At 49.7% G+C, this 25,960-nt stretch carries 15 protein-coding genes; 7 read left to right on the forward strand and 8 right to left on the reverse strand.

The window, feature by feature from the left end:
- The coding region (locus tag AC6R0L_RS04965; protein ID WP_500628456.1) for an Mpo1 family 2-hydroxy fatty acid dioxygenase at nt 1-349 on the reverse strand (349 nt) is incomplete at its 3' end.
- 9 nt (nt 350-358) lie between these two features.
- Nucleotides 359-1,690, reverse strand: a complete 1,332-nt coding sequence (locus tag AC6R0L_RS04970) for a diguanylate cyclase (RefSeq protein ID WP_500628501.1) — start codon at nt 1,688-1,690, stop codon at nt 359-361.
- 382 nt (nt 1,691-2,072) lie between these two features.
- On the opposite strand from AC6R0L_RS04970, the gene AC6R0L_RS04975 reads away from it, so the two are divergent.
- Nucleotides 2,073-3,155 carry a DUF3541 domain-containing protein gene (locus tag AC6R0L_RS04975; protein ID WP_500628457.1) on the forward strand — a complete coding sequence of 361 codons (1,083 nt, stop codon included), beginning with the start codon at nt 2,073-2,075 and terminating at the stop codon, nt 3,153-3,155.
- A gap of 21 nt (nt 3,156-3,176) precedes the next feature.
- Here AC6R0L_RS04975 and AC6R0L_RS04980 read toward each other — a convergent pair whose 3' ends face one another.
- Complete coding sequence (locus tag AC6R0L_RS04980) at nt 3,177-4,121, reverse strand: DMT family transporter (protein ID WP_500628458.1); 945 nt, start codon at nt 4,119-4,121, stop codon at nt 3,177-3,179.
- Between the two features lie 90 nt (nt 4,122-4,211).
- Here AC6R0L_RS04980 and AC6R0L_RS04985 point away from each other — a divergent pair, with 90 nt between their 5' ends.
- Nucleotides 4,212-5,150, forward strand: coding sequence for a LysR substrate-binding domain-containing protein (locus AC6R0L_RS04985; protein ID WP_500628459.1), 939 nt, complete (start codon nt 4,212-4,214; stop codon nt 5,148-5,150).
- Here the strand turns inward: AC6R0L_RS04985 and AC6R0L_RS04990 are convergent.
- Entirely contained in the window at nt 5,119-5,406 is a 288-nt protein-coding gene (locus tag AC6R0L_RS04990; RefSeq protein WP_334552143.1) for a hypothetical protein, read from the reverse strand. The two genes, AC6R0L_RS04985 and AC6R0L_RS04990, sit on opposite strands and share 32 nt — an antisense overlap.
- A 184-nt stretch (nt 5,407-5,590) precedes the next feature.
- Nucleotides 5,591-5,872, reverse strand: a complete 282-nt coding sequence (gene ppnP / locus AC6R0L_RS04995; protein ID WP_500628460.1) for a pyrimidine/purine nucleoside phosphorylase — start codon at nt 5,870-5,872, stop codon at nt 5,591-5,593.
- Between the two features lie 298 nt (nt 5,873-6,170).
- On the opposite strand from ppnP, the gene AC6R0L_RS05000 reads away from it, so the two are divergent.
- Both AC6R0L_RS05000 and AC6R0L_RS05005 read left to right on the forward strand, forming a co-directional pair.
- Nucleotides 6,171-6,611 carry a DUF2850 domain-containing protein gene (locus AC6R0L_RS05000; protein WP_334552145.1) on the forward strand — a complete coding sequence of 147 codons (441 nt, stop codon included), beginning with the start codon at nt 6,171-6,173 and terminating at the stop codon, nt 6,609-6,611.
- An 80-nt stretch (nt 6,612-6,691) separates the two neighbouring features.
- Nucleotides 6,692-7,783 (forward strand): mechanosensitive ion channel family protein, encoded by a 1,092-nt coding sequence (locus AC6R0L_RS05005; protein ID WP_500628461.1) that lies wholly within the window; start codon nt 6,692-6,694, stop codon nt 7,781-7,783.
- A 72-nt stretch (nt 7,784-7,855) separates the two neighbouring features.
- On the opposite strand, the gene AC6R0L_RS05010 is transcribed toward AC6R0L_RS05005, so the two are convergent.
- Nucleotides 7,856-9,016 carry an MBL fold metallo-hydrolase gene (locus AC6R0L_RS05010; RefSeq protein WP_500628462.1) on the reverse strand — a complete coding sequence of 387 codons (1,161 nt, stop codon included), beginning with the start codon at nt 9,014-9,016 and terminating at the stop codon, nt 7,856-7,858.
- 110 nt (nt 9,017-9,126) lie between these two features.
- Here AC6R0L_RS05010 and AC6R0L_RS05015 point away from each other — a divergent pair, with 110 nt between their 5' ends.
- Nucleotides 9,127-9,738 (forward strand): TetR/AcrR family transcriptional regulator, encoded by a 612-nt coding sequence (locus AC6R0L_RS05015; RefSeq protein WP_500626767.1) that lies wholly within the window; start codon nt 9,127-9,129, stop codon nt 9,736-9,738.
- A gap of 67 nt (nt 9,739-9,805) precedes the next feature.
- Here the strand turns inward: AC6R0L_RS05015 and AC6R0L_RS05020 are convergent, their stop codons facing one another.
- Together AC6R0L_RS05020 and AC6R0L_RS05025 are read right to left on the reverse strand one after the other, a co-directional pair.
- Nucleotides 9,806-22,018, reverse strand: coding sequence for a retention module-containing protein (locus AC6R0L_RS05020; protein ID WP_500628463.1), 12,213 nt, complete (start codon nt 22,016-22,018; stop codon nt 9,806-9,808).
- Nucleotides 22,019-22,309: 291 nt separating this feature from the next.
- Nucleotides 22,310-23,218: an aldo/keto reductase gene (locus AC6R0L_RS05025; protein ID WP_500628464.1), complete on the reverse strand. Its 909-nt coding sequence runs from the start codon at nt 23,216-23,218 to the stop codon at nt 22,310-22,312.
- A 94-nt stretch (nt 23,219-23,312) separates the two neighbouring features.
- Between AC6R0L_RS05025 and AC6R0L_RS05030 the strand changes: the two genes are divergently transcribed.
- Nucleotides 23,313-23,711, forward strand: coding sequence for an XRE family transcriptional regulator (locus AC6R0L_RS05030; RefSeq protein WP_487902189.1), 399 nt, complete (start codon nt 23,313-23,315; stop codon nt 23,709-23,711).
- Nucleotides 23,712-23,802: 91 nt separating this feature from the next.
- The gene (locus AC6R0L_RS05035) at nt 23,803-25,869 is read left to right on the forward strand and encodes an alpha-amylase (RefSeq protein WP_500628465.1); all 2,067 of its coding nucleotides are present in this window, start codon (nt 23,803-23,805) and stop codon (nt 25,867-25,869) included.
- Nucleotides 25,870-25,960 lie beyond the last annotated feature (91 nt).

A 25,960-nucleotide genomic window follows, 5' to 3' on the forward strand; every position in this document is an offset into this window, starting at 1 on the left:
GACCAATAAATTGTGCTATCCAGAGCACCGCAAACAGTGCTATGGAGACAAGCAACACCGGCGCCCTCATGATCTCCAGAGACCAAATTAACGCAATACACGCGAGAAGGAAGCCTAGCATCATAATAAACACGCTAAGCGACAAGCGAAAATAGAACATCATCACAGGGAGTGCGGCCACCCAAACCCAATTGAGACGGAGCCCATACAACTCCAAACTCGGCAGTGACCAAATCAGCCCAACGACCGACAAGAAAATACCCGGCACAGCCACTTTATGAATTTTCTGATTAATCGGGTTTTGATGGCTCTCACCGTACGCCGCTAGCCATTGAGTCAAGTTCTTCATCATCCACCTCTAAGACGTGCCGAATCCCTTGCGGTGATGGCGTTTGATGTCATACATACTGCTATCCGCGAGCTTGAGCAGCTGATTAATATTGCGCATATTCGCGTTGTACATCGCGTGGCCGATACTCACCTCTATTGTGATCAAGTGCTGCTCATATATGATTGGGTTTCGGGCAATCGCTTTAGTTAACTCCGTGCGAATGCGGTCTACGTCCTCTTCACGATTGACACGTGGTAGCATAGCTAAAAACTCATCCCCGCCAACCCGAGCTACAGTGTCCGAGGCGCGTAACGTGCTAACCAAACGCTCAGCCACCGCCACCAGCACCTTATCGCCCGCGGCATGCCCGTAGGTGTCATTAATGAACTTAAAGCCATCTAGGTCGATATTCAAAAGAGCAAAGCCGCCTTTTTTCTCATCTCTTGAGACCAGATCAAACTGCTGCTGGAGTGAGTACATAAAGTAGCGACGATTGGGCAGCCCAGTGAGCTCATCTTGCAGGGAGCGTTTGTGTGCATTGTCATACAATCGATAGATAGTAGAGAACGCGAACAAAAGCAGCATGGTCATCGGGTACCCTAAAATGCGCACGGCGTTAACACGATACCACTCAATAGTGGCGAGCAAATCGGTTTTCTCTGACGCAGCAATTTGCCAGCTCCCATAGGGGAAGCGTACGATCTCTTCAGAAAATGCGTCATCAAATACCGCTTGGCTGCCGTAGAAAATCTCGCCTTCTTCACCAGAAGAGTCTACCCCTCGCATCGCTAGGTGGTATTTGTATTCAAACGCTTCCACCCCGACTTGTTGATAGAGAGACTCAAGTGACATGACCACACTGCACACTCCCCAATACTTGCTGTTGTAGGGAGGGTCCATAAAAATCGGCACGCGTGCAATCAATCCTTGTCCGCCTTGCACGAGATCGACGGGTCCGGCAATGAAAATTTCTTGTAATTGCTGCGCTTTTCGTACGGTACGCCATTGCTCTGGAATCGATTGATACACCAAACCTACGGCCTTTTCATTACCGTCTAGCGGGTAGATGTATTGGATCACATCATCCGGTGCCAGTGCGACGACCATGACATTATTACTGCGGCGCATAATGCTCGATGCGATTAAATCCCAGCCAGAAAAGTCAAAGTCAGGATTAGCCGCAACCAAAGAAGAGAGGCCGTTAGCCACATAAATATCGGACACGATTGACGCTTCAATCTCTGAGCGAATAATGGACAACTCTTCTTTCGCTCGCGCTAACATACTATCGCGCAGAAAGCTCTTTTGGCTGCGGTCGAGGAACTCCACCAAACTCACGGAGCAAACACACAACAGCATAAACAGGAGATAGACTGGCCACTGCCTACCAAAGCTTGATTTCACTCAGCCTCCTATGGCTTTGAAACACATAAAAATAAAAAACATAAAGATCAGTGATTTATTATTGACGCAAATATTAGTTATTACCAGTATTGCCCATAAGGTTACACACCTTTGTTAATGTTTTCAGTCGTTTCATTCACACTTGTTAATTTAATGATAGCTAAATTAACAACAAAGACGTCACTTTCTCACCCTCTCCTCTCCATCGCTTGTGCTTTACCTCATCTCACGTATTATTCGCCTTCATTTGACGGGGCGCTTACATAACATTGAAGAATACTTGCTTTACTCTACGCTCACCGTTTTTGTCTCGTTATCCAATTGTAAGGACACATGAATGCGACTCCCTGCCACTTTGCTTATTTTGTGCATAACCACATTGAGTACGCTGCTTCACGCTCAGACGATGACGTACGAGCAGTCGGCAGAGGTTATCCGCCAAACTTACGAGCGTAAACTTTACACTTTGCCAGCCTTTAAAGAGGGCCATTACGGTTTGAGAATGTATCGCCAAACGCTTGATGACCAATACGCAGCCGCAGTTTGGAGCGATATGGCAAGGGTGGCGAGTCGACTCAACCGATTTGCAGCGCAAGTACACACTCCAGAGCAAATCATGGCCTACGCCCAAAAACGCAATCGCAGCTATGAGGGGGATTCAGACGAGCGCAGTCAACGCCGTTATCAAATGACTAAGCGCTACCCTGAGTACATTTACCTGGGTGTCGACCTGCTCGGCTCTTTGGCTCGCGCCAACGAATATCATTTAGAGCATCTGGATGATAACGCGCTACGAAACGTGATCCGTCGCTACGATTTCAAACGCTATGTCACCGACCCAGACATGATCAAAGCGTGGGCAGCCCAACTGGCCAATCAAGTCTATTGGCTACAACAACTCGAAGAGCAAGATGTGGTTGAGGCATTTACACAGACCTTTCGAAGCACCTACCCAGATGCCGAAGACGCTGCCTTATCCAATCAACAATACGGCAATAAAATCTACGGTATGACGCACATCATTTTTGCCGCATCACACTATTATCAGCACGCGGTTGACGAGAAACAGCATGAGTGGATTTACCACTATCTGCGCGAGAACATCGACACCATTTTAGCTCGTACCAAAGAGGATATTATCGCCGAAGTGGGCATCGCCTTTTTGCTGGCGGGGCTTGAGGATGACCCTGTTGTCGCTAAAACGCGCGCCGCGATTCAACAATCCATCAATGCTGAGCGCGGTATGATCGCTTCAGTCAGCGGTGATTTTGATTTGACCTACGGTGAACATCGCAACGTGTTGGCCATTATGCTGCTTGACTGGCAAGGCGTGAATGAGGCTCCGATACCGTCCCGTCACAAATCGGTGTTCAGTGCGCTGCCTTATGGCTTGCGCATCAAGCCATCATCGATTGACTAGTGGCACTCGGCTTACGAAGTACTATCTATTCCATAACAGCTTGGGCTTTTTGTTGTGCCAGTGAGGTACTAGCACCACCATAACGTTAGCGAGAACGATAATCGACAGGCCAATCCACTGCCATACATGGTAATGCTCATCATAAAAGGCCCATTGCCATAGGGTGGAAAAGATTAAATTGGTGAAAATAAGCGGAGCAAGTTGAGAGCCCGAAGCCGCCAAACGGTACGCCTTGGCTCGAAATACCTGAGTGTTAATGATTAGCAGCGACATCAACACAATCAACAAAGCCAGTAAGCCCCAGCCCCAATGGAGCGAATATCCAGTCAGAGGAGAAACAAGCGGCGCAGAGGTGACCGCTTGCCAAATCAAATAGGGGGCAACCAGCGAGGCCGCAAACACGAAGGTCCAAAGGTTAATCGCCAAACTGCTCATCGACGAATGACTGACTCGGTACAAACTGAGCTGCGAGCCCGCATTAAAAAGACCGGCCAGTAACCCAACCAATAACGCCGGTTTGAAGGTCAGCGCTCCCCACTCCCCAGCAAGCAATATCACGCCCACAAATGTCAATGTGAGTCCCCACAGCGCCTTTGCTCCAATAGCAGTGCGAAAAATGAGTTTTTCCAACACGGGGATAAACAGCGGCCCGGTACCAAACAACACCACACTTTCAACCAAACTGAGATGGCTCAAGGCGTAGATAAAACAGATCTGACACGCAGCAATACACAGCGCACGTACCCACAATGCTTTTCGTACTTGTCCGCGAGGCAACGCCCATGACGACCGACTGGTCATTAACCCAATCAACAGCGCAGGCACCGCAAAACGCAAAAAACTCAGCGCGCTCGGCGCGATAGAATCTGTTAAAAGTTTTGACATTAGCCCAGTCAGTGACAAACTGAAGGTAGAGGCCAACATAAAAAGGACAGGTGATGTAGAGATGTCTTGTGTGGTTTTCATTATTCCTCCGTTATCTGCGCCCAGTCTATCGACCTTTTTCAGCAATGAATAACGAGTAATCACAACATCAACTGTTAGAAAATCTTACAAATGAAAATAGTTGCTCCGATGAAATCCTTATATGCGTTTGTTGCCGTTGCCGAAACCGGAAGTATGACGGCCGCCGCTAAAGCCTTGTATGTCAGTCATTCCGCGATCAGTCAGGCGATAAAAAACCTCGAGCAACAACTAGAGCAACCTCTATTTACTCGCGTTGGTCGTCAAGTGGTTCTCAACTCAGCGGGGCGGCAATACTATCGCCGCGTGGCACCAGCACTGGAAGAGATCGTCGCGGCCACGTCGCACCTTTTAGCCAATCGCCATAGCAACCGTCTGACCCTCAACATGGTTAACTCGCTTGCTATGCACTGGTGGATCCCGCGGGTAAGCCAGTTCAATCAACACGCGCCCGATATTGATATCCGTATTTCCACCTTGATTGGTCAATTCGTTTTAGAAGAAGAAGGGGTGGATGTGGCGCTCATTCATGGCAATACCAGCGATTGGCAGGACTACTACTGTGAAAAACTCGCCGATGACGAACTTGTACTGGTCGCCAGTCCAGAGGTCGCTAGGCAGTGTTATGCCGGTGACGTTGAGGATGCGCATTTGATGGATCCCGCGGTCATTCTCACTCAACAACCCGCCATTGTCGCGCTCAACGATCGACGCAAAAACGACTGGCAAATCTGGTCTGAAGCCCATCAACTTGCTCTGCCCACCTTCGCCAAGAATCTGAGCTTTAGCGCATCCATCCAAGCCGTACAGGCCGCAACACGTCACTTGGGCGTGTTGGTTACGCACCGAATGTTCGTTCGAGATGACATTAAATTGGGGTATTTGGTCGAAATTGGCCAACCTGTGCTCAATCCGCATCAAGCTTTCTACTTTGCTTGTGCGAAAGAAAAACTCAAAAACGAGCACGTGTTGATTCTGCGTAATTGGATGAGAAGTGAGTTTAACGAGACATGTACATCAGCCACAAACTGAATACCATCACAACCACCAGCCATACGGCATAACGAACGGTATTGGGTTTGTCTTTTTTAGGACGATAGACAGGGCGAAATGCCGCATCCTTCGCAGCGCGCGCAGCGGACACTACCGAACCGCTCTCTGCCAGCTCTTTACGCCTTTCATGCGCTTTGCTAGCCGCTTTACCAAAGCGATGAAGCTGGTCGGCGGTTAAATCCTGGCTGGGATCGTAACGGCTATTCTGGTCTTTGTGTTTGGGTACAACGGCCATAGTCACCTCCTCACGATGCATCACGGCATACTAATGAGTATAGTTCATGGCTGTCGTGATTAAACTGATAATAACTGACTATCCTTTCGGATTTTTCGAAACAACCGTTATCATTTTGGCGCAGAGACAAAAAAACCACGCCATTGCGTGGTTTCAAATCTAGACCAATACGGTTCTCACTGCATCAGAGATATTCACACAGGTAGGCCGTCGCCTCTTTGACTTGCAGATCAAACGAAGAGTCGCCCGCCACGTCAAATGACTCGCCGCTGGAATAGGTTGTCCAGTCTGCATCACCCACACGTTTGATGGTCAATGCCCCTTTCACCACTGTCATGCGCTCTGGTGCTGCTGTACCGAAGGTGTACTCACCCGCGAGCATGACACCGACACTCGACGCTTCACCTTGCTTATTAAACCCTAACGACTGAACGTTCCCTTCGAAGTACGAGTTGACTTTGATCACGATTCTCTCCTTGAATAACGACTCGATTATCATTGATGGAGTGAAACTTTTATACGAAACCGCCCGACAGAGCAAGCATTTCCTTTGCTGACCTTCCATTGCATCATTGCGCCAACGCATCGAACGCTATACTTATTGGATTCATATTGCGTCACCGCTTATCAAAGCATCATTATTTGGCTAAAGATCAAACTTTTTTGTCTAAGTTCTGAATTGGTCTCATTTGAGATATCGAACTGGCGAGCGAGGGGTTAGACTGGTAGGACGTTGTTTATTCACACAAGATCGAAGCGAAACTATGAACAAAGTATCCATCTTTAAAGTGGTATTGCCCGTTGTGATCATCGGTTTAGCGCTCGGCTTTTCCGCACTCTTGTATGTGAGTTATCAAGACTATGTGCACCCTAAACATGTCTACGGACGCTGGATAGAAATTGGCGCACCCACCTACAATACTGAAATACTGACGCTCAGTAGCGAAGGGGTATTTCGTAACGACCGATTAGTGGCAACAGATTTCGAGTTTGATGGCAAAAAAGTCTTCGTCACCACAGGGGGCGGTAAGTCCATTTACCAAATTGCAGGCACTTTCAGCTCTCCGCAATTGAAACGACTCGAGCCCAACAGCCCCACGCAGCGCTTTATCAAAGAAGGCTATGAAGATACGGTCGATTTAGAAGGTGGCGGCGCGGCCAAGCACCGACGTACGGCACTCTCCGATCATTTCAGCAGTCAATAAACTCTGACATTCGGCTGGTTTTCACAGCTCACCTAAACCTCTATACTGAACCCTCTGCGCATAACCCAAAGATAAATAAAATGAATGAGTTAGTCTTAGCTTGGCAACAGGATGTGCTACTGTTTATCAAAGAGTGGAACAGCAATGTTATTTTCATCACACTCGCCAGTTTTGTCGCTTGGATAGTCTGGCGTCTGGTGTATGGGCGCTTAGAAGTCTTGGTGGAGAAAACGCATTTCCATTGGGATGACCTCGTGCTTTCAGCGCTCAAAACCCCCGTCAGCACGCTGATTTGGTGTTGGCCAGCGACCATCTCTCTTGGCTTTGTCTTGCAAGAGCAAACTGACTCTAATCTCAACTGGTTGAGCACACTCAAACATTTTCTCGTTGTGGGTATCTTCATCTGGGTAGTGATGCGTCTCATAAGCAATGTTGAAGAGTACATTCTCAAACAAAAGAAGCGTGATGAAACCACGGTACAAGCCATCGCCAAAGTGACGCGCCTGTTCTTTGTCGTCATTGGCGCACTCACCGTTGTGCAGACATTCGGCCTAAGCTTATCAGGCTTACTCACCTTCGGTGGTGTCGGTGGTTTAGTGGTCGGTTTTGCCGCGAAAGATCTGCTGTCAAACTTCTTTGGTGGCATGATGATTTACTTTGATCGCCCATTTAAAGTCGGCGATTGGGTTCGTTCACCAGACAGAGAAATTGAAGGTACCGTCGAGCGAATTGGTTGGCGTATGACCATCATCCGAACCTTCGATAAACGTCCTCTCTATGTGCCCAACTCCGTGTTCAGCAGTATTGTAGTGGAGAACCCATCTCGCATGCTCAACCGTCGGATTCACGAAAACATCGGCATTCGCTATGACGACAGCTCCAAACTCGAACCGATCGCCAATGACATCAAAAGCATGCTGCAAAATCACCCAGATATTGACGCAAAACAGACCTTGATTGTTAACTTTAATGGCTTTGCTCCCTCATCACTCACCATCATGGTTTACACCTTTACGAAAACCGTCAATTGGATTCGCTTTCACAAAGTAAAGCAAGATGTGCTGTTGCAGATTTTAGATATCGTCCATCGTCACGGAGCGGATATCGCCTTCCCAACCCAAACGCTCAAAATAGACGCCAATCAAACACCCTTCATTGGCCCGGATGAATAAATTTGACCATCCAGAAACACAAAAAGCCTGCAAACTGCAGGCTTTTTCTACAAGCTAGCCGATGATCGCAGGCTAATTTTGGTAGCTCAATTGGGCATTCGCCAGATAGGTGACAGGCTCTTGCCACCAGTAGCTGGTTTGAATGTCGTCACTGACCAAAATCGTCTCACCAATCATCGGCGTGACCAACTGGGCGCTAGCGTGCTTCGCTTCCGCGATCAGGTCTGTCATCGGCTCATCCCATTTGTGAGCAAACAGCTCAAACGTGGACCAATGCACTGGGAACAGGTGTTTAGCCTCTAAATCCAAGAACGCTTGCATGGTATGTTTGGCCTGCATGTGGCCCCAGTTTTCAACGGGGAAGCCTTTGCCCTCTTTAACGTTTGCCGCCACCTCAATAAAGGCCATGTCAAACGGGCCCAACTTTTGGCCGATTTGAGCAAAATGATCGTCATACGCGCTGTCGCCGCTATAAAACAGTGAACCATGCTGACCTTTGATCGCCCAGGATGCCCACAGCGTGGTATTGGAATCAAAGCCCGTGCGGCCTGAGTTATGGTTAGCGGGTGCAGCGATCAGCTCCACACCGTTCACGCGAGCAGACTCCCACCAGTCGAACTCTTGGATTTTTTCCGCTGGCACGCCCCATTTTTCGAGGTGACGACCAACAGCAAGAGGCACAAAGAACAATACCTCTTTATCGGCATAATAACGGACCGTCGACTCTTCTAAGTGATCATAGTGGTCATGGGATATCACAATCACATCCGGTGTAGGTAGTGCTTCACGGCTGACTGGCGCGCTCACATTACGATCAAACCATCGCTTCGCTAGGCGCGGGGAAGCGTATTCGAAAACCGGATCGATAAGGATGCGCGTTTTGTCGATATCGATAAACAGGCTCGAGTGCCCAAGCCAAGTGACACGCATCTCATCACTACGCTGATTCAAGCGTTCGATATCAACTGGCCTATTGGGTAGAGAACCTTGAGGCTTTAGGGAGCTGCGCTCAAAAAAGAAGGTCCACATCACTGAAGACATACTTTCAGGAGAAGGCACTGAAGGCATTCTAGTGATCACTTTACCACCTTGAAACTGAGGCGACTGGGCGATGCGCTCAGCGCGCTGTTGCTCGCTACGAGCGAGGGCTGAATCGGGATTGGCTTTGCTAAATTGACTTAATCCTACGACACCTAACGCAGAAATCACTGAGGCTTTAATCACGTTGCTCATTTTCATGACCTATTGGCTACCCAAAAAAGTAAACGATGGTGTATACTTTAGGTTCTATCCTAATAAAAGTAAACACTATCGTTTACTTTTAGTTTTGTTGGGTTCGGCTAATGAGCACTAGAAGCGATATAAAACAAGAAGATATCATCAAATCCGCCATCGAAGTCTTTGCAAAAAAAGGCTTTGAGCAATCGAGTATGGAAGGGATTTCTCGCCATGCGGGCGTATCAAAACGTACACTCTACAAGTACTACCCAAACAAAGATGCCCTGTTTGAGGTTATTGTAGACAAGCTGATGTGTCGCTTTGATGACCAAAACGACCTGAAGTTTGACACTTCTGTTGCAATAGAGCAGCAGCTTAAAGCCATCACACGCAAACAGATGTGTCACATCAACAATGACGATTTCCAGATGACGGCGCGCATGGTGATGACCGAGTGTATGCGCTGCGCAGAGACGTCCGCGTTAATGATGGAAAAATTCTCCTCAATTGAGGATTCTTACGGCTTGTACCGCTGGGCGCAGCAAGGCATCGACGCAGGTATACTCGAGATCGCCAACATTCCACTCGCCATCGATCAATTTATTGGCTCAATCAAAGCCGTGATCTTTTGGCCTCAACTGCTTGGCCATCTGCCAACACCCAGTGATGATGCGGTTGACGCCGCCATCGATCAGGCGGTGGTCACGTTCTGCGCCGCTTACGTTCGCAGCAAATAGCTGACTTCCAAGCCCTAAGAAGTCAGCGTCAAGCTAGCCAATCTTTCGGTTGGCTAGCTTAATGACGCTAATCGTGCATGATCACATTGCGCTCAATTAGGGTGGAGACAATCTGCGATGAGTCCATCTCAGCAAAACTGATTTGCTGACCAAGATCTTTTAATGTCACAGTTTGACGCGCACCGTTTTCTCCATCGGGATGGATCTCCAGCTCGATATCATCATCATCGACCAGTCTGGCATTGATATGACCGAGCAGCACATCCATATCCACCTGATTGGCTTTAAGCTCAGGGAGCAGTTCCCTCAAATCAATCCTGTCGCCCTCTGCGATATTGAGATCCGTGACCGTATCTGCCGCGCCATCTTCAATGCTGTTCCACACAAAGGTGTCCATTCCCGGACCACCGGTGAGAATATCAGAACCTAAACCACTGACAATGATGTCATCACCACTGCCCCCGACCAGTTGAGTATCTTGGTCACCTGCAATGATCCACTGAGGACGGGTTTGTGAAGAGCCATCAATGTCACTGGCCTCCTCTACCACCGTCAGTGACAACTCGATGGGTTCAGAGAAAGCGCTGTCGATGCCAATGTCCTCTTCAATCTCTGTCGATACTGCGGTTAACGTCAAGGAATGCTCACCTAGGCTAACGTTTTGTATTTGTAGAGAATTAATCGCATCAGCACTGGCATACCAATCCCCACTCTCGTTGACTACCGTACCGCTGTCGCTACTTAGTACTGCGCCTTCTGGTACTCCCTCAATCAACAAGCTCAGTTCTTCACTACTGTCGGTGAGTGCTGCGACAATACCGAGCAACGCAATACCTTGGTTGCTCACGCTTTGACTGGCAGTGATGTGTTTGATTGCCTCATTTTCTGGGGCAATAGTCAGTGTCGGTATGTCACTCACGCCTTGAACATGCAGTTGCAGCTCCGCGGTATCTTGAAGAAAGTCATCATTGCCTTGGGTTTGACCATTGTCTTCGATGGTGTAGCTAAACCGCACAGGCCCAGAGTAGTTTTCACCTGCGGTAAAAGTCCAAGATAAACCGTCAGAGCTTGCAACCAGGTTCCCTTCCCCTTCCATCAATTGAAGATTGACCACTTTCAGCGTATCGCCATCAATATCTGAGCTGGCATCAATCAGTGACTGCGCGCTAATGACTATCGAGCCTTCTTCAGACATGGTGCCTAGATCCAGCGAGGCCGCGACAGGCTGATCATTCACTTCAGTGACTCGAATTGCGAACGAGGTTTGTGCACTCTGACTGGTTGACGCGTTGGTATCATCGACTAAGCCAAAATTACCTAAATCGTTTACTTCGGCTGTGACGAGAGCAGGACCACCACTATTCAAGTCGTTCGCATTGTCCGCAGGCTGATAGACGACCACAGACGCCGCAAGTGCAGCATTGATGTTCGCGAGCTTGCCTTCCAAAATCCATTGACCGTCACTCCCTTGCACTGTGATCAAGCCATAGACGAGTTCTGCATCACTGAGCACCAGCAATGAGCCCTTATCCACGCTGAGAGTGAGATGATACATAGCATCCGGGTCATCAAGCGTGCTGTCGATATCGTCAATCTGCAAAGTGTTGAGTGCCACCGATGTATCTTCTAAGGTGTCTACATCCAAAACATTAACAAACCTTGGCTGATCGTTTACTGCATCGATGAGCAGCATCACCGAAAACTCAGCCGGAGTGCCTAATACCTCAACACCTTGCGCGTCGCTATCTACCGATTGGACTTTGACTGTCAACGGCTTATCGATAGCCGTCGCACTTTGGCTATCGCTGTTGCGATCACCTGAATTGAACACGATTTTGTCTAGATGCTGCGCATTGATATTGAGCACCCATGTCTGTGTCGCGTCGTCGAACTGCGCTAGCGTCACGCCATCGGGATAGTAAATGCTCGCGCCTTCAGGCACATCTGTGACGGTAACGCGCAGGGTTTCTGGACCATTTTCATTTACCCCTGAAACGCTTGAGGCGCTGTACACATTGTCGATCACTGACGCATCTACCTCGATATCGACGTTATCTCCTTCCAAGCCTTCGATGCGATCCGTGCTGTCGAGGTCGACGTCATCGCCCCTTGGATTCACGGTAACGACAAATTTAGGTAGCGGCGCTGTCACTTCCGTTGGCACACCAAGCAGTGACTCTTGAGTAAATACCGTTAGGTTGAACTCCACCGTACCACTGAAGTCTTTCGGCGCTTGAAGTGATATTCCACTCAAATCCACATGAGTCATCTGCGCCGATGGTAAACGCACACTCCACACACCGTCGCCGTTGTTTTTCACGCTGTAGTCGCTATCCGCATCGGCAAGCAGTAAAAATCCCTCGGGTACCCCAGTCAACTTAATCGACACAAACTGCTCGGAGCCATCATCGTCGGTGAGCGCAATATCGATCGGTCCCGATGCGCTAAGCGCTATCAGCTCATCTTCATTACCTTCAATCTCTATCGTTTCCGCAGAGTTTCCAGGCCCTGACACGATCACGTCATCAACCACTGGCATGACCTCAAAGCTCACCGACGTGGTGAACGTTTGGCTATCGGTTGCCTCTCCGGTTGATGGTGACTGATTGAAGACCGCGCTATCGACAACTTCACCACTAATATTCACCACCACCTGATTATTGCCATCTGCAGACGGATAGTTTAACGCTGGTTTAAACAATAACGTATCTAATGCTCCGTCATTGATGGCTCGCTGATCAAATGACACCGACGTCCCTACCCATTGATAAACTTGACCACCTGTTCCGTCATCGACCACTTGATAAAAGGCGCCCACATTAGAATTGGCCAGCGTCAACATCACTTGATTCAAGGTTTCTTGGCCACCTTCAGTCTCACCGTTCAATTGATCAGCAATGGCGTGGGTGACGGCAAGCTGAATGTAACTGTCTTCATAGCCGATAGCATCGGATTGGCCGTTGTTATCAGCGTCAATCGCGCTCATGTCATCATCCAGTGAACCTAGAACATCGATAGAAAAACTCGGTTTGGCGCTGTTACCACTCTCCACATCGGCGACAGGGGCAACTTGCACGATCACACTGGCAGACGCGACGTTTTCATCACCGCTGGTGGTATCTTTGCTGATCACCGTAAACGGTAATAGAAAATCACCGGAGTAATCGTTTGGCAGCACAAGCGACAACCCATCGATAGAACCCAAAGCGCCGTCATTGTATTGCGTCTGATAAACAAACTTACCGTTAACGAAATCGACATCGCCCCCTTGAATCGTGATCGGATAAACAACACCTCCTATCTCAACGCTTGGTTCAAACACCAAGGTGACCTCATCAGGCGAGCCATCGATAGCGCCGCTCAACGACAACACGCTCAGTGTGGTCATCTGCTGACCGAGATTGACAACCGTATCTTCTTGCGCCGTCACAATCTGATCGTCTGTGATGGCGATCTCTGCGGCCACCTCATCTCCCGGAATAATCTGTTTTGCAAAAGCGATAACAACGCTGGTTGAGCGCTGAGCACCAGTCGATGATTCACTCGGCTCCAAGAGTTCACCATTGGCATCAATATCACCGGGGTCGACCACTTGGGTGTGCAGGGTCATCTGGAGCTCATTCGTACCGGTTAAATCGATATCACCGAAGTTCAGTCCTTCTGGTGCTTTGACACTGAAATTACTCTCGTCAGTGATCACCCAGCGCCCATTGCCTTCATAGGCCGCCCCTGTCACCAGCAACTGATCCAGTACAGAGTCTGGTAACGTTAGATCTTTAAGAGGATTATTAGGGTCTGGCACATAACTCAGTTCAAGCACCACTTGAGAGACCAACTCGACCGACGAGTTATCCGTTTCTTGGTATGAGATGATGACCTCACCATTGAGATCAGGATTGTCTTGATTAGTGGTAAACGTAATCGCACCCGACGTCGCGACGATCGGCACATAGTTTAGCTGCCCATCCCCAGTCAAAGAGAGAGGTTCAAACACCACGCCTTGCTCATTAGATAAACGCAGGCCATTATTTTCATCTTGTGGCTCGACGACTGGACGCACCACCACGTCTATTGAGCCTGTGAGTGTCGCGCTAACACGACCGCCTTCACCGACAATATCATCACTGGTGTATTCGACATCGCGCTCTTCTATCTCGACGCTTGTCGAAAGCGTGAAATTAGTACTGGCATCTTTGGCAGGGGTGATTTGAATAAAGTCCGCTTCCAACGCGACTTGAGTGAACGCCCCATGGCTAAGTCCGTTAGGCGTGACGACCAAAGTACTTACCCCATTGGCGTCTTGTGTCACATCGACATTGACGTCTGGGTTGTTGACGTTAATCATCGCTCCGCTTGGAATACCAGTGATCGTGATCGACGTAAAGTGCTCATCGCTATCAATATAGTCGCTCCCGTTGGGGTGCCAATCGATATTAATAGCTGAATCCTCATTGCCCACCGAGCGGTTGGTGTATTGCTCTGAGGCATCAATGACAGGGGCGACATTAACGCGAATGTCAGTATCAAAACTTAAGCTGTGACCATCGTTTTCTGTGACGACAATGGTGGCGGTAATATCGATATTTTGGGTTGAAGAATCGACAGGGCGAATAACGATACCAGAATCATTGATCGCACCGGTAATGTTCGCCTCGTAGCTAGGTTGACCATCCACATAACCGACGAAGTTTAAGTCAATAACACTCCCCTCCGTATCCTCGATTACCACCCCTTGTGGAATGTTCGACAAAATCACACTGAGCGTCTCTGAGTTCTCCGTCAGCGCTTGCGCCTTCTCTCCTGAGAGCACTTCAAAATCGAGCTGAGCAAAATTGCGCGCATCCTGACTCTCTTCAATGGTCGTTTCGATACGCAGTTGGCCATTGTCGCTTAACGCCACCCAGCCCGAATCAAATTGGTCGTTAAGTATCGGGATATCGGCCACCCCTTTCACTTCAACATTGACCACTTTAGGCCCAATGTAGGTGTCGTGAGTAGCACTCAACGTTGCGTCATCAGACAGTGACGCACTATCTCTCACGACGCCGGTCACTTCAAAGCGAAAATCTTCATTGCTGTGCGCAGCGGGCACGACTTCAACCTGTGAAATAACGGCATATGGGATCTCTTGGTACGTTACGCCATCGACGTTGATCTCCACAATTGGGCTGTCGCCTGTACCAGCCCAAACCAACGATGCGCCTTGGGTAATATTGGCGATACGCACGAAGAGCGCTTCAGAGCCATCTGCGTCTGCCGAAGGCAACATTTCAATCACCTCATCCAACGTCAATGGATCACGATTGCCTTGCAGATCGGTATTGTCTGGGTCTGCGATGTTGTCTTCATTGATGCGAATCCGGCTCACTTTGAGTGTGCCAGTATCGGCATGTGGCGCCACATCGATAGTAATGGTTTTCGCCTCGGATCGCGCCGTCGACTTATCGACAGAACCGACGATGTATGGATTCACCTCTTCTTCACTGATTGCAACCACACTCAGTTGAATTTGCCCCGAAAAGTGCTCCGCAGGATCAATCTGAATCGAGTTGATATCGCTGGAAGATACAAGATAAACACCCTCACTATTTGCCGTCAGCGGCTGACCGCCTTTATCGAGCAGTTCGAAGTCTCCCGTCACTGCTCGAAGTTCATAGGTAATGGTCTCTGGTGCACTGGTGTCTTGGGTCTGGGCGTGTAGTTTGAGTGTGACGTTGCTATCATCCTCAAGCACTTCATAGTGAACGATGCTATTTGCTTCATCCCAAACAGCGATGTCTGCAACCGACTGAACGTCTATTCGGATTCGGCCATTCACGCTGTGATCAACTTCGGTACCATTGAGAATATCCAGTGAATACCGCACAGTCATATTGCCATTGGTGGCTAAGTTACGATCAGGCACAAAGTAGAGGTTATCAATAGTGGCAATGACATTGTTGCCATCTTGAGCTTGGCTCTGCACCAGTTCACTGCCATCTAAACGCAGTTTTCCATCCGTATCCTGTTTAATAGCGTGGAATACACCGGTACTGTCTTGGTAATAGAATGTCCCTGCGTAATTACCACCAATGATGGTCAACGCGCCAATCGACTCGTCATTATCGACATCATAGAGATTGACCTGCACGCTCAATTTGGTCGGTGCATTATCAAGCTCAGATTGATTGTCATTGATGTTCTCGCGCTCGGGCTCATCACCAGCGGCGTAAACAATAGATGCATCTCGACCGGCATCTTCAAAGGTGGTGACATTTAAATTGATCGTGCGGGCGTTTCTGTCTGTGATGGTGACATCTAACGTCGCTTGATCGATATCGTCATCGCCATCAGTCGCAATGGCATGGACACTGAACGTGATGTCGTCACCATCATGATCCAAATAACCGTTGGCTTTAAACTGAACCGAACCATCGCTGTTAATACGCAGCACACCTAACTGTCTGGGGGCGTCATCCCCACCTAGCTGCTCAAACACTCGCACGGTTTGTTGCCCACTTGATAGTTCAATGGCGCTTTCATAGGTATTGGCTGAGACTCTAAATACGATCGGATTGCCATCTCCACTGACTCCGCCTTCTAGGCGCGTTAGTTCAGCACTATCAGCCCCTTGGTCCGTTATCTGGTCAAAGAAGTTGACGCTCGTACGGCCGAACCCGCTGCCTTCTACTTTGGTGATGGATTGGTCAGCCAAGGTTGGAATATCATCAGTAATCACAATCGGCAATGTCAGTACGTTACTTGCATCGTGATCATAATCTACCGCTGCTACAGTGAAGTAGAGTGTCACATCGTCTTCACTGGTTGCGACCGGATGATCAATTGGCCCCAACAACTCGAACGCGTAACTGTCATCTTGCGTATCAAATATGATTCGGAAAACCGGGGTGGCATTGGTTGCTGTGACGGCGGTGTAGCTCCATGTGGAGCCAGTGTTAATCACATCTTGCCAGACTAAAGCGTCTTCACCCGAACTGACACTGGCCAAAATGGCGTCCGCGTCCATTAATCGATACTCGGTGACACCATCCACACCGTCATCGACAGCAAACTGCCCCGAGACGCGACTGGAATCACTTTGATCTGAACCAATAGACTCAATGTCATCTTCATCGACGGCATTGCCCCCACTCCAATCATTTAAAGTGGGTGCGTCATCCGCAACATTGATTCCGAGACGAAATGCAGAAGAGCGATCCCCATCGCCGTCCACAGCTACCACATCAAAAGGAATGGTCAGAACATTGGAGTCTTCAGCATGGTCTAAAGCCCTCAGTTGCTGATAGCGATAACTGCCGTCATCACCAAGAACTAAAGTAAAGACTGGTTGCTGATTGGCGATACCTTGATAGCTTGTCGTACCATCTGCGCCTTCAATCAGTTGAATGACGACAGGAGTACCGCCCGAAGTCAGGCCACTTTGAGTCTGAGCGAGATTGCTGAGCGCAAAACTCACCACGCCATCCGCGCCCTGCGTATATTCCAGTTGCCCTTCGACCCATGCACCACTGCCCTCAATATTGGCTTCTTCGACATTCCACTCGCTGGTATTACTTAACCCGTCGATACTGGCAATATCATCGGTGACACTGATTTCAATGTCTGCGCTTGAAGACGCGTCACCATCAGCATCTATCGCGACAATAGGTAAAGCAATGATTTGGCTATCAAGGCCTTGCACGGTGTGATCGATATTAGCCAGTAAGGTGAAGTGATAGTCACTCAGCGACGGCTGACCTAAATCCAGCTCAAATATGGGTAGCTTTTCACCATCAAGTTCGATATAGCCTACATAACTGCCTGGCTCAGCAGACTTTTCTTCGACCCTAATACGTTGACCCGAGGCGTAGATACCTTCGTTATTGAGATCATTGAACTGCTCCAAATCAAACGCCAGCTTGGCAATATCATCACTGCCTGTCGTCATGGTAACGGTACCTCTGACGTCGAGATTCGTATTCTCTCCTCCAGAACCGCTGGAAAGTCCCGCTTCAAAGACACTGCCACCAGACACTTGAGTGATCACAGGAAGGTTGCCATCTTCTATGTCGATAGTGACCGTGCTGGTCAACACGTCACCATCGCCATCTTCAATGGTCGCCACTAAGGTGTGGCTCACCACGTCACTGGTTGAGTGATCGATGTTTCTATCTGGCGCAAACGAGAGTGTGCCATCGGCAGACACAATCACTTTGCCGTCGGTAACGGCATACTCACTTTGACCGTCCACTAACGTGATCGGGTCACCGCCATCAAAGGTGAATTGCGTTACCACGCCTTGCTCGGCGCCCGACGCACTGATGAGCGTAATCGGCTGTGATTCGTTATCGTACTGCGTATCAGGCTCGGTGACCTTTATCTCGCCATCTACCACCGTCTGAATGTCGTCATTCACTGTGATCGCGAGATTCACCGATGCTGATTCATCACCATCGCTGTCCACCGCGACCACCGGCAAATTAATCACCAAGCTCTCATCATTATCACCGCTGTGATCGAGCGGTCTGAGCAAGGTAAAGGTGTAGTCTTTAAGGGTGGCTTGATCGAGCGCGACCTCAAAAACAGGCACATCTTGCCCGTCAACGGTAATCACTCCCAGGTATTGACCGGGTACATCAGAGTCTTCTATCAAGCGCACCGTTTGCCCTTGCGCTTTCAATGTCGATTGCTCGGTAAAGCGCGTGATATCGAGTGTCAGCGCGGTAATGTCATCACTGCCGACATCGATGGTGATTTTGCCGCTATCTTGCACCGCAGCTTGGCCTGCTTGCGTGCCACCGGTTAACCCAGATTCTGAGACTTGCGCGGTCTCGATTTGAGTGATGATAGGGTCATTCCCATCGCGAATATCGATAGTGACCGTACTGGTCAACACGTCACCATCGCCATCTTCAATGGTCGCGATTAAGGTATGGCTCACCACGTCACTGGTTGAGTGGTCGATGTTTCTATCAGGTGCAAAAGAGAGTGTGCCATCAGCAGAGACGATCACTTTGCCATCGGTGACCAAGTATTCATTTTGCCCCTCAACCAGCGTGATCGCGTCGCCACCATCAAAGGTGAATTGCGTCACCACGCCTTGTTCAGCGCCCGACGCACTGATGAGCGTAATCGGCTGTGATTCGTTATCGTACTGCGTATCGGGCTCGGTGACCTTTATCTCGCCGTTAACCACCGTCTGAATGTCGTCATTGACGGTGATCGCGAGATTCACCGATGCTGATTCATCACCATCACTGTCCACCGCGACCACCGGCAAGTTAATCACCAAGCTCTCATCATTATCACCGCTGTGATCGAGCGGTCTGAGCAAGGTAAAGGTGTAATCTTTAAGGGTGGTTTGATCGAGCGCGACCTCAAAAACAGGCACATCTTGCCCGTCAACGGTGATCACCCCCAGATATTGACCGGGCACATCAGAGTCTTCTATCAAGCGCACCGTTTGCCCTTGCGCTTTCAATGTCGATTGCTCGGTAAAGCGCGTGATATCGAGTTTCAGCGCGGTAATGTCATCACTGCCCACATCGATAGTGATGGTGCCGCTGTCTTGCACCGCGGCTTGGCCGTCTTCAGTGCCGCCCGTTAAACCGGACTCTGACACTTGCGCCGTCTCGATTTGAGTGATGACAGGGTCATTACCATCTTTAATATCGATAGTAACCGTACTGGTCAGCACGTCACCATCGCCATCTTCAATGGTCGCCACTAAGGTGTGGCTCACCACGTCACTGGCTGAGTGATCGATGTTTCTATCTGGCGCAAACGAGAGCGTGCCATCGGCAGAGACGATCACTTTACCGTCGGTAACGACATACTCACTTTGACCGTCGACTAACGTAATCGGGTCACCGCCATCAAAGGTGAATTGCGTAACCACGCCTTGCTCCGCGCCCGGCGCACTGATGAGAGTAATAGGCTGTGATTCGTTATCGTACTGCGTATCGGGCTCGGTGACCTTTATCTCGCCATCCACCACCGTCTGCATGTCGTCATTGACGGTGATCGCGAGATTCACCGATGCTGATTCATCACCATCGCTGTCCACCGCGACCACCGGCAAGTTAATCACCAAGCTCTCATCATTATCACCGCTGTGATCGAGCGGTCTGAGCAAGGTAAAGGTGTAATCTTTAAGGGTGGCTTGATCGAGCGCGACCGCAAAAACAGGCACATCTTGCCCGTCAACGGTAATCACTCCCAGGTATTGACCGGGCACATCAGAGTCTTCTATCAAGCGCACGGTTTGCCCTTGCGCTTTCAATGTCGATTGCTCGGTAAAGCGCGTGATATCGAGTGTCAGCGCGGCAATGTCATCACTGCCCACATCGATAGTGATGGTACCACTGTCTTGCACGGCAGCTTGGCCGTCTTCGGTGCCGCCCGTTAAACCGGATTCTGACACTTGCGCCGTCTCGATTTGAGTGATGACAGGGTCATTACCATCTTTAATATCGATAATCACCGTGCTGGTCAACACGTCACCATCGCCATCTTCAATGGTCGCCACTAAGGTGTGGCTAACCACGTCACTGGCTGAGTGATCGATGTTTCTGTCTGGCGCAAACGAGAGTGTGCCATCGGCAGAGACGATCACCTTACCGTCGGTGACCAAGTATTCACTTTGACCGTCGACTAACGGAATCGGGTCGCCGCCATCAAAGGTGAATTGCGTCACCACGCCTTGCTCGGCGCCCGAGGCGCTGATGAGAGTGATAGACTGAGATTCGTTGCCATATTGAACATCCGGTTCGGTCACCACAATCTTCGCATCAGATACCAAAGGAACATCATCCACGACGGCAATGACTAAGTTGCTATTGGCGGTAGTATCGTTATCGGCATCAATCGCGAAAACAGGCAATGAAACTAAAACGTCGTCTTTGCCCTGCTCTGAATGGTCAAGTGGCGCAAGCAGTTCGAATTGATACGCGACTTCAAAGCCGCCAGAACTCAGGTTGCTGACGCTCTCAATGATGAGAGAAAAGACATCGACTCGCTCCTCACCTTGTATGACAAATCCAACATACTCACCCGGTTGCGACGGGTTAGCCTCAAGAGTCACGATTTGCCCTGCAGAGGTGAGACCATTGGTCTGCTGACTCTGGTTGAATGCCTCGACGTCCAGACGTACATCCACCACTTGATCACTGCCAAGCTGACCGGCTATCGATCCCGTTACAATCGGGCTAACACTGCCTGCCTCCGTTCCCGTCGCCAAACTTGATTCTAGTGCCGTTTTACCGTCGATAGGAGACAGTGTCGGCGCCTCACCGTCACTGATCGCCGTACTCACACTGATAGGTGAGCGCAATAGGTTACCTAAAGTATCCGCTCCCTGAATCTCAATGTTGATCGTGATTTGGTCATCATTAAACGCCACCAAACCTCCCGCCACTGACGGAAGATGATCGATCGGTTGGCTCAGCGTTGTGGTGATCTCCAGATTGATGTCTCGACCAATATTGGCCGCGTTAATGTCAATGCGTAATACTTCCCCTTGCTCATTGACACCAACAATTGCATTTTGCGAGTCATTATAGGAAAACTGGACATCCCCGCCATTCGAGGTGATATCACTATTGAGTTCTGTGAGTAGCGCGGCTATGGATGAGGTCTCAGGAACAAAAGACTCGGGATCGAGAGTAAGATCCCCGGCAGTAATGAGAGTGCTGCTGACAATAGTGGCAGGATAGGTCCCGAGAGATAACGAACCTTCAGGCAGGGTGGTTGCTACGCTCTCGACACCTTGAGAAAATTGAAAGCGGCGTCCAGTGTCTTGCGTTTCAGACTGGGCCTGAGCATTGAAACCCGCGGTTTCGAAAAAGGTGCTCGCCAGTACTTCAGGGTTATTGTACGCGATAGTAATGAAGCCTCCGTTGGCTGAGCCACTCGTCCCTGCACCCGCTGCCGTGGCTTCTAAAATCGCCGTCGGGTCAGCGCCCGCAAGAATAGCCTCTTGAATGGCCGCCAATTCATCACCGCTCAGTGCCCCTTCACCAAGTAGCGCATCATCAACCTGAATGTCGCCGCTGACTGGCGCGGTTGCCCAACCAAATCCGTCACCTGGTTCTATGCAGCTGACGCAATTTTCATCAATAAACAGTGTTTCTGATACGTCTTCGAGAACGAGCGTCCCACCTTGAGCGGTAATGATCATCTCACCGATGTTGATATTCTCACCGACTTGCGCTTTGCGCGCCTCCCCGTTGGGCGAGGCGATCACGACATCACCATTCACTTCTTTGACACGACTTGGCTGGCGAATGACTTCTACGTCCATAACATTTCCCTTTGTGAATTAGCGTCCCACGTCTTTGACGTGGATACGGGTGTTGCACTAGAGCGAACTGACTGAAACGAGAATTTATTATTAGAGTTGTAATTTTAGAGAAGCAAAAAACATGCACATCTAACATCATCACTCAATCTCACAGCGAGAGTAAGCAAAGATTGAGCTTTTTCGCCACAGTCTCAACAATGACATGAGGCACTTTCAGTATAGGAGACGATAAAATAAAAAGAGCCAGCAAATGCTGACTCCCTTCTCATTATTATTATTCTTTTGCGATTTCTATGGCACACCATGACCTTTCGATGCAACCCAAACACGATACCACTGCTCACGTGTCAGCTCGAACTGAAGTGACTCGACGGCTGATTTCACTCGCTCAATTTTGCCTGAGCCGATAATAGGGAGTGGGTTCGACGGTAGACGACGTACCCAGGCGTAAATCACTTGATCGATGCTGCTTGCGCCGATTTCAGCGCGGATCGCTTCCAGTTCATCACGTACGCGAGCTGCTTGCTCTGTGTCCCCGCTGAAAATGCTGCCTCCACCAAGACAAGACCACGCCATCGGTAGCGTGCGAAGCATTTGCATTTGATCTAGGGTGCCGTCATGGACAACATCAAAATTGAGTGGGTTAATTTCCACCTGATTGGTCACCAGAGGCTGAGAAACGCGCGATTGCAGCAGTTCGAACTGACGAGGAGAAAAGTTCGATACACCAAAGTGCTTCACTTTGCCCACTTTGCGCAGCTCAGCAAAAGCCTCTGCCACTTCGTCTGCGTCCATCAAGGCATCTGGACGATGGATCAGCAATACATCAATCTGCTCCACTGCCAAACGCTCCAGTGAATTATTCACTGATTGGTAAATGTGGGCCGCACTGGTGTCGTAGTGGTTCACTTTACGCTGCGGGAACTTATCCACGCATAGGTTAATATCGCACTTAGTGACTATCTCAATTTGGTCACGTACACAAGGATCCAACTTCAACGCTTCACCAAACAGCTGCTCACACTCGTAGCCACCGTAAATGTCCGCATGGTCTACCGTGGTTACGCCTAGCTCAATGTGCTGCTTAAGGAACGTCAAACGCTCTTGCGGCGTCATACCCCATTCTGCTAAACGCCAGTAGCCTTGAATCATCTGTGAAAATTCGGGCCCCTGCGGCGCAATTGTTACTTTAGACACCATCTTTTACCTCCTAAAAAAAGAACGCTTCTACCCTATTCTTGTTTGTTTCAACCTACAACGTATACTGTGCAGAATTTCGAACTGGAGTACGAAAATGAGTTTTGCACTGCGTCTTCAAGCCCTCATCGGTGAAGAGTCCATTTCTGGTTTTGCGCGTCGGGTCGAGCTCTCCGAAGCTCTGATTCGCAAATACCTCAAAGGCAGCGAACCTAGCTTGGCCAAAGCGAATCAAATCGCGATGAAAGCCAACTGCTCACTGGAGTGGTTAGCCACAGGGTGCGGATATCTCTACAGGCAAGCGGAAGTGGTCGATATGCCTGCCTACACCATGGCGTATGAGACCGTCATGGGCCAAACACCAGAGCCCATCGAGCAACATCGCAAAGTGATCGCGGCATACCAATATTTACGCGCCCATAAGAAATCCGATGGCTATCTTGACCAGGCGGCAATGCTGCAATTTCTTCATCGTCACAGCCCGAAAGAACTGTGACTAAGAGCAAAATTTAGGGCGTAGATCGGGGGTAGGATGTGGCGCCGCTTCGTTCGCAGTATTCTGTCTAAAAAAACAACAAGGACAGAACGTGAAACGATATCAACCACACTGCATAGTGATTGGTGGGCTGTTGAGTGCGACTGCATTCGCGTCACCCACGCTCACTCTCTCAACCACAACCACCAGCCGAGATTTTCCTCTCAATAGCGATACGCTCTTGGTCCTACCGCTGCCCAAGCAAGAGTATACGCTACACATTTCCGCTACCGGTGGTGACTGCCCCACCACAAACCTCGAGCAGGTCAAGTTTAGGCAGCCGATTGCCCTGAACTGTCAAACGGCAACGACTCTGCCCGTCAACATCCGCTTTAGCGGTGATTACTCCTTCGAATACGACGCCGAAGCAAATACATTGGTGATCGCCCGCGAAGCGAAGAAAAACACCACTACAACGTTCAAACGACCACTGCCGGATGTGAATTGTCGTCAATACGTGGGTGGCCCCGTCACACTAAACTTAGGTGACACCTTCCCCGATGGTATCGAGCTAAAAGAGGCCTTAAGCGGTCAAATCGTCACCGTTCGCGACGGCCAAGTCTCACTCGAACCTAGTGAGAACAGTGGTGGCGTCCTACTCCTTGAACCAGTGCTCACCGAGCCAGTAGAGCGAGACTTTACCTATCGTAACGCCAACATCTATTTCGCTATGGTGGACAGGTTCCACAACGGCGATACCAGTAATGATGCCAGCTACGGTCGTCGCAAGGATGGCAAAGATGAAGTGGGCACCTTCCACGGCGGCGATCTTAAAGGAGTGATAGAAAAACTCGATTACATTCAAAGCCTAGGAACGGATGTGATTTGGCTGTCGCCCATAGTAGAACAGGTGCATGGCTTTGTGGGGGGCGGCGAAAAGGGCAGCTTCCCGTTTTACAGTTATCACGGCTACTGGACTCGTGATTTCACGAAAATTGACGCCAACTTTGGGCAAGAGGACGATCTGAAAACGTTAGTCGCCGAAGCCCACAAACGCGGTATGAAGATTTTCCTCGATGCCGTGATCAACCATTCGGGGTACGCCACCTTAGCCGATCTGCAAACCGACAACATCGACGTCGTCAATGCTGGTAAAATGCCGGCCACTTGGCAAGATTGGCAGCCAAACGGTGATGAGAACTGGCACAGTTTCCACCAAGCCATCGATTACAACAGCCCACAATGGCAATCTTGGTGGGGTGGCGATTGGGTCAGAGCGGGCCTACCGGGCTACCCTGCACCGGGCTCCAGCGACATCGAAATGACACTGGCTGGGTTACCTGATTTCCGTACTGAATCACAACAATTTGTGACACCGCCGCAATGGCTATTGGACAACCCGGGCACACGCGTTCAACGCCGCGACAATTATCGCGTCTCGGATTATCTGATTGAATGGCAGAGTGACTGGGTTAAACGTTTTGGTATTGATGGTTTTCGTGTTGATACCGTCAAACACGTCGAGGGCGAAGTATGGCAACGGCTCAAAGAACAAGCTAGCACAAGTCTAGAGCAGTGGCGTGAAGCCAATGGTCAATCGGGCGAGCCGTTTTGGATGATGGGTGAAGTCTGGGGACACTCAGCTTACCGCTCTCCCTATGCCGATCAAGGCTTTGATGCCCTAATCAACTTTGATCTACAAAAGAAAATGGATAAGGGCGCCGCCTGCTTTAGCAAGATGCAAAGCACCTATCAAAACTACGCAGATTCCATGCAAGAAACGCCGGACTTTACCCCGGTGAGCTACATGTCATCACACGATACCGAACTGTTTTTCAGCCGTTTCAACTCGCTTGATGTGCAGCGCAGTGCAGCCAACGCGCTGCTGCTCAGCCCGGGGGCGGTCCAAGTCTATTACGGCGATGAAGTGGGACGCGAAATAGGCCCTTATGCCGATGACTTCCATCAAGGGACACGCTCAGACATGCTTTGGACACTGGATAAAGAGCGCCAGGCACTTCTTGCACACTGGCAACGTGTGGGTCAATTTCGTCAGAATCACCCAGCGATTGGCGGCGGAGTACACCGCGTGATTGACAACAACCAAGAGTACGTCTTCTCTCGCACCTTAGGGGACGACAAGGTCGTTGTTGCCTTTGTCGGCACCAAGCGCGAGTAAAGAGTGAATGAGAGCATTAGCCGCTAACGCACATTAGCGCGTGCAATAGAAAAGCAAACGGGCTCCGCGGAGCCCGTTTTTCTTGGAAAGA

This window comes from Vibrio sp. R15-SG3-ISO1A, from assembly GCF_059833955.1.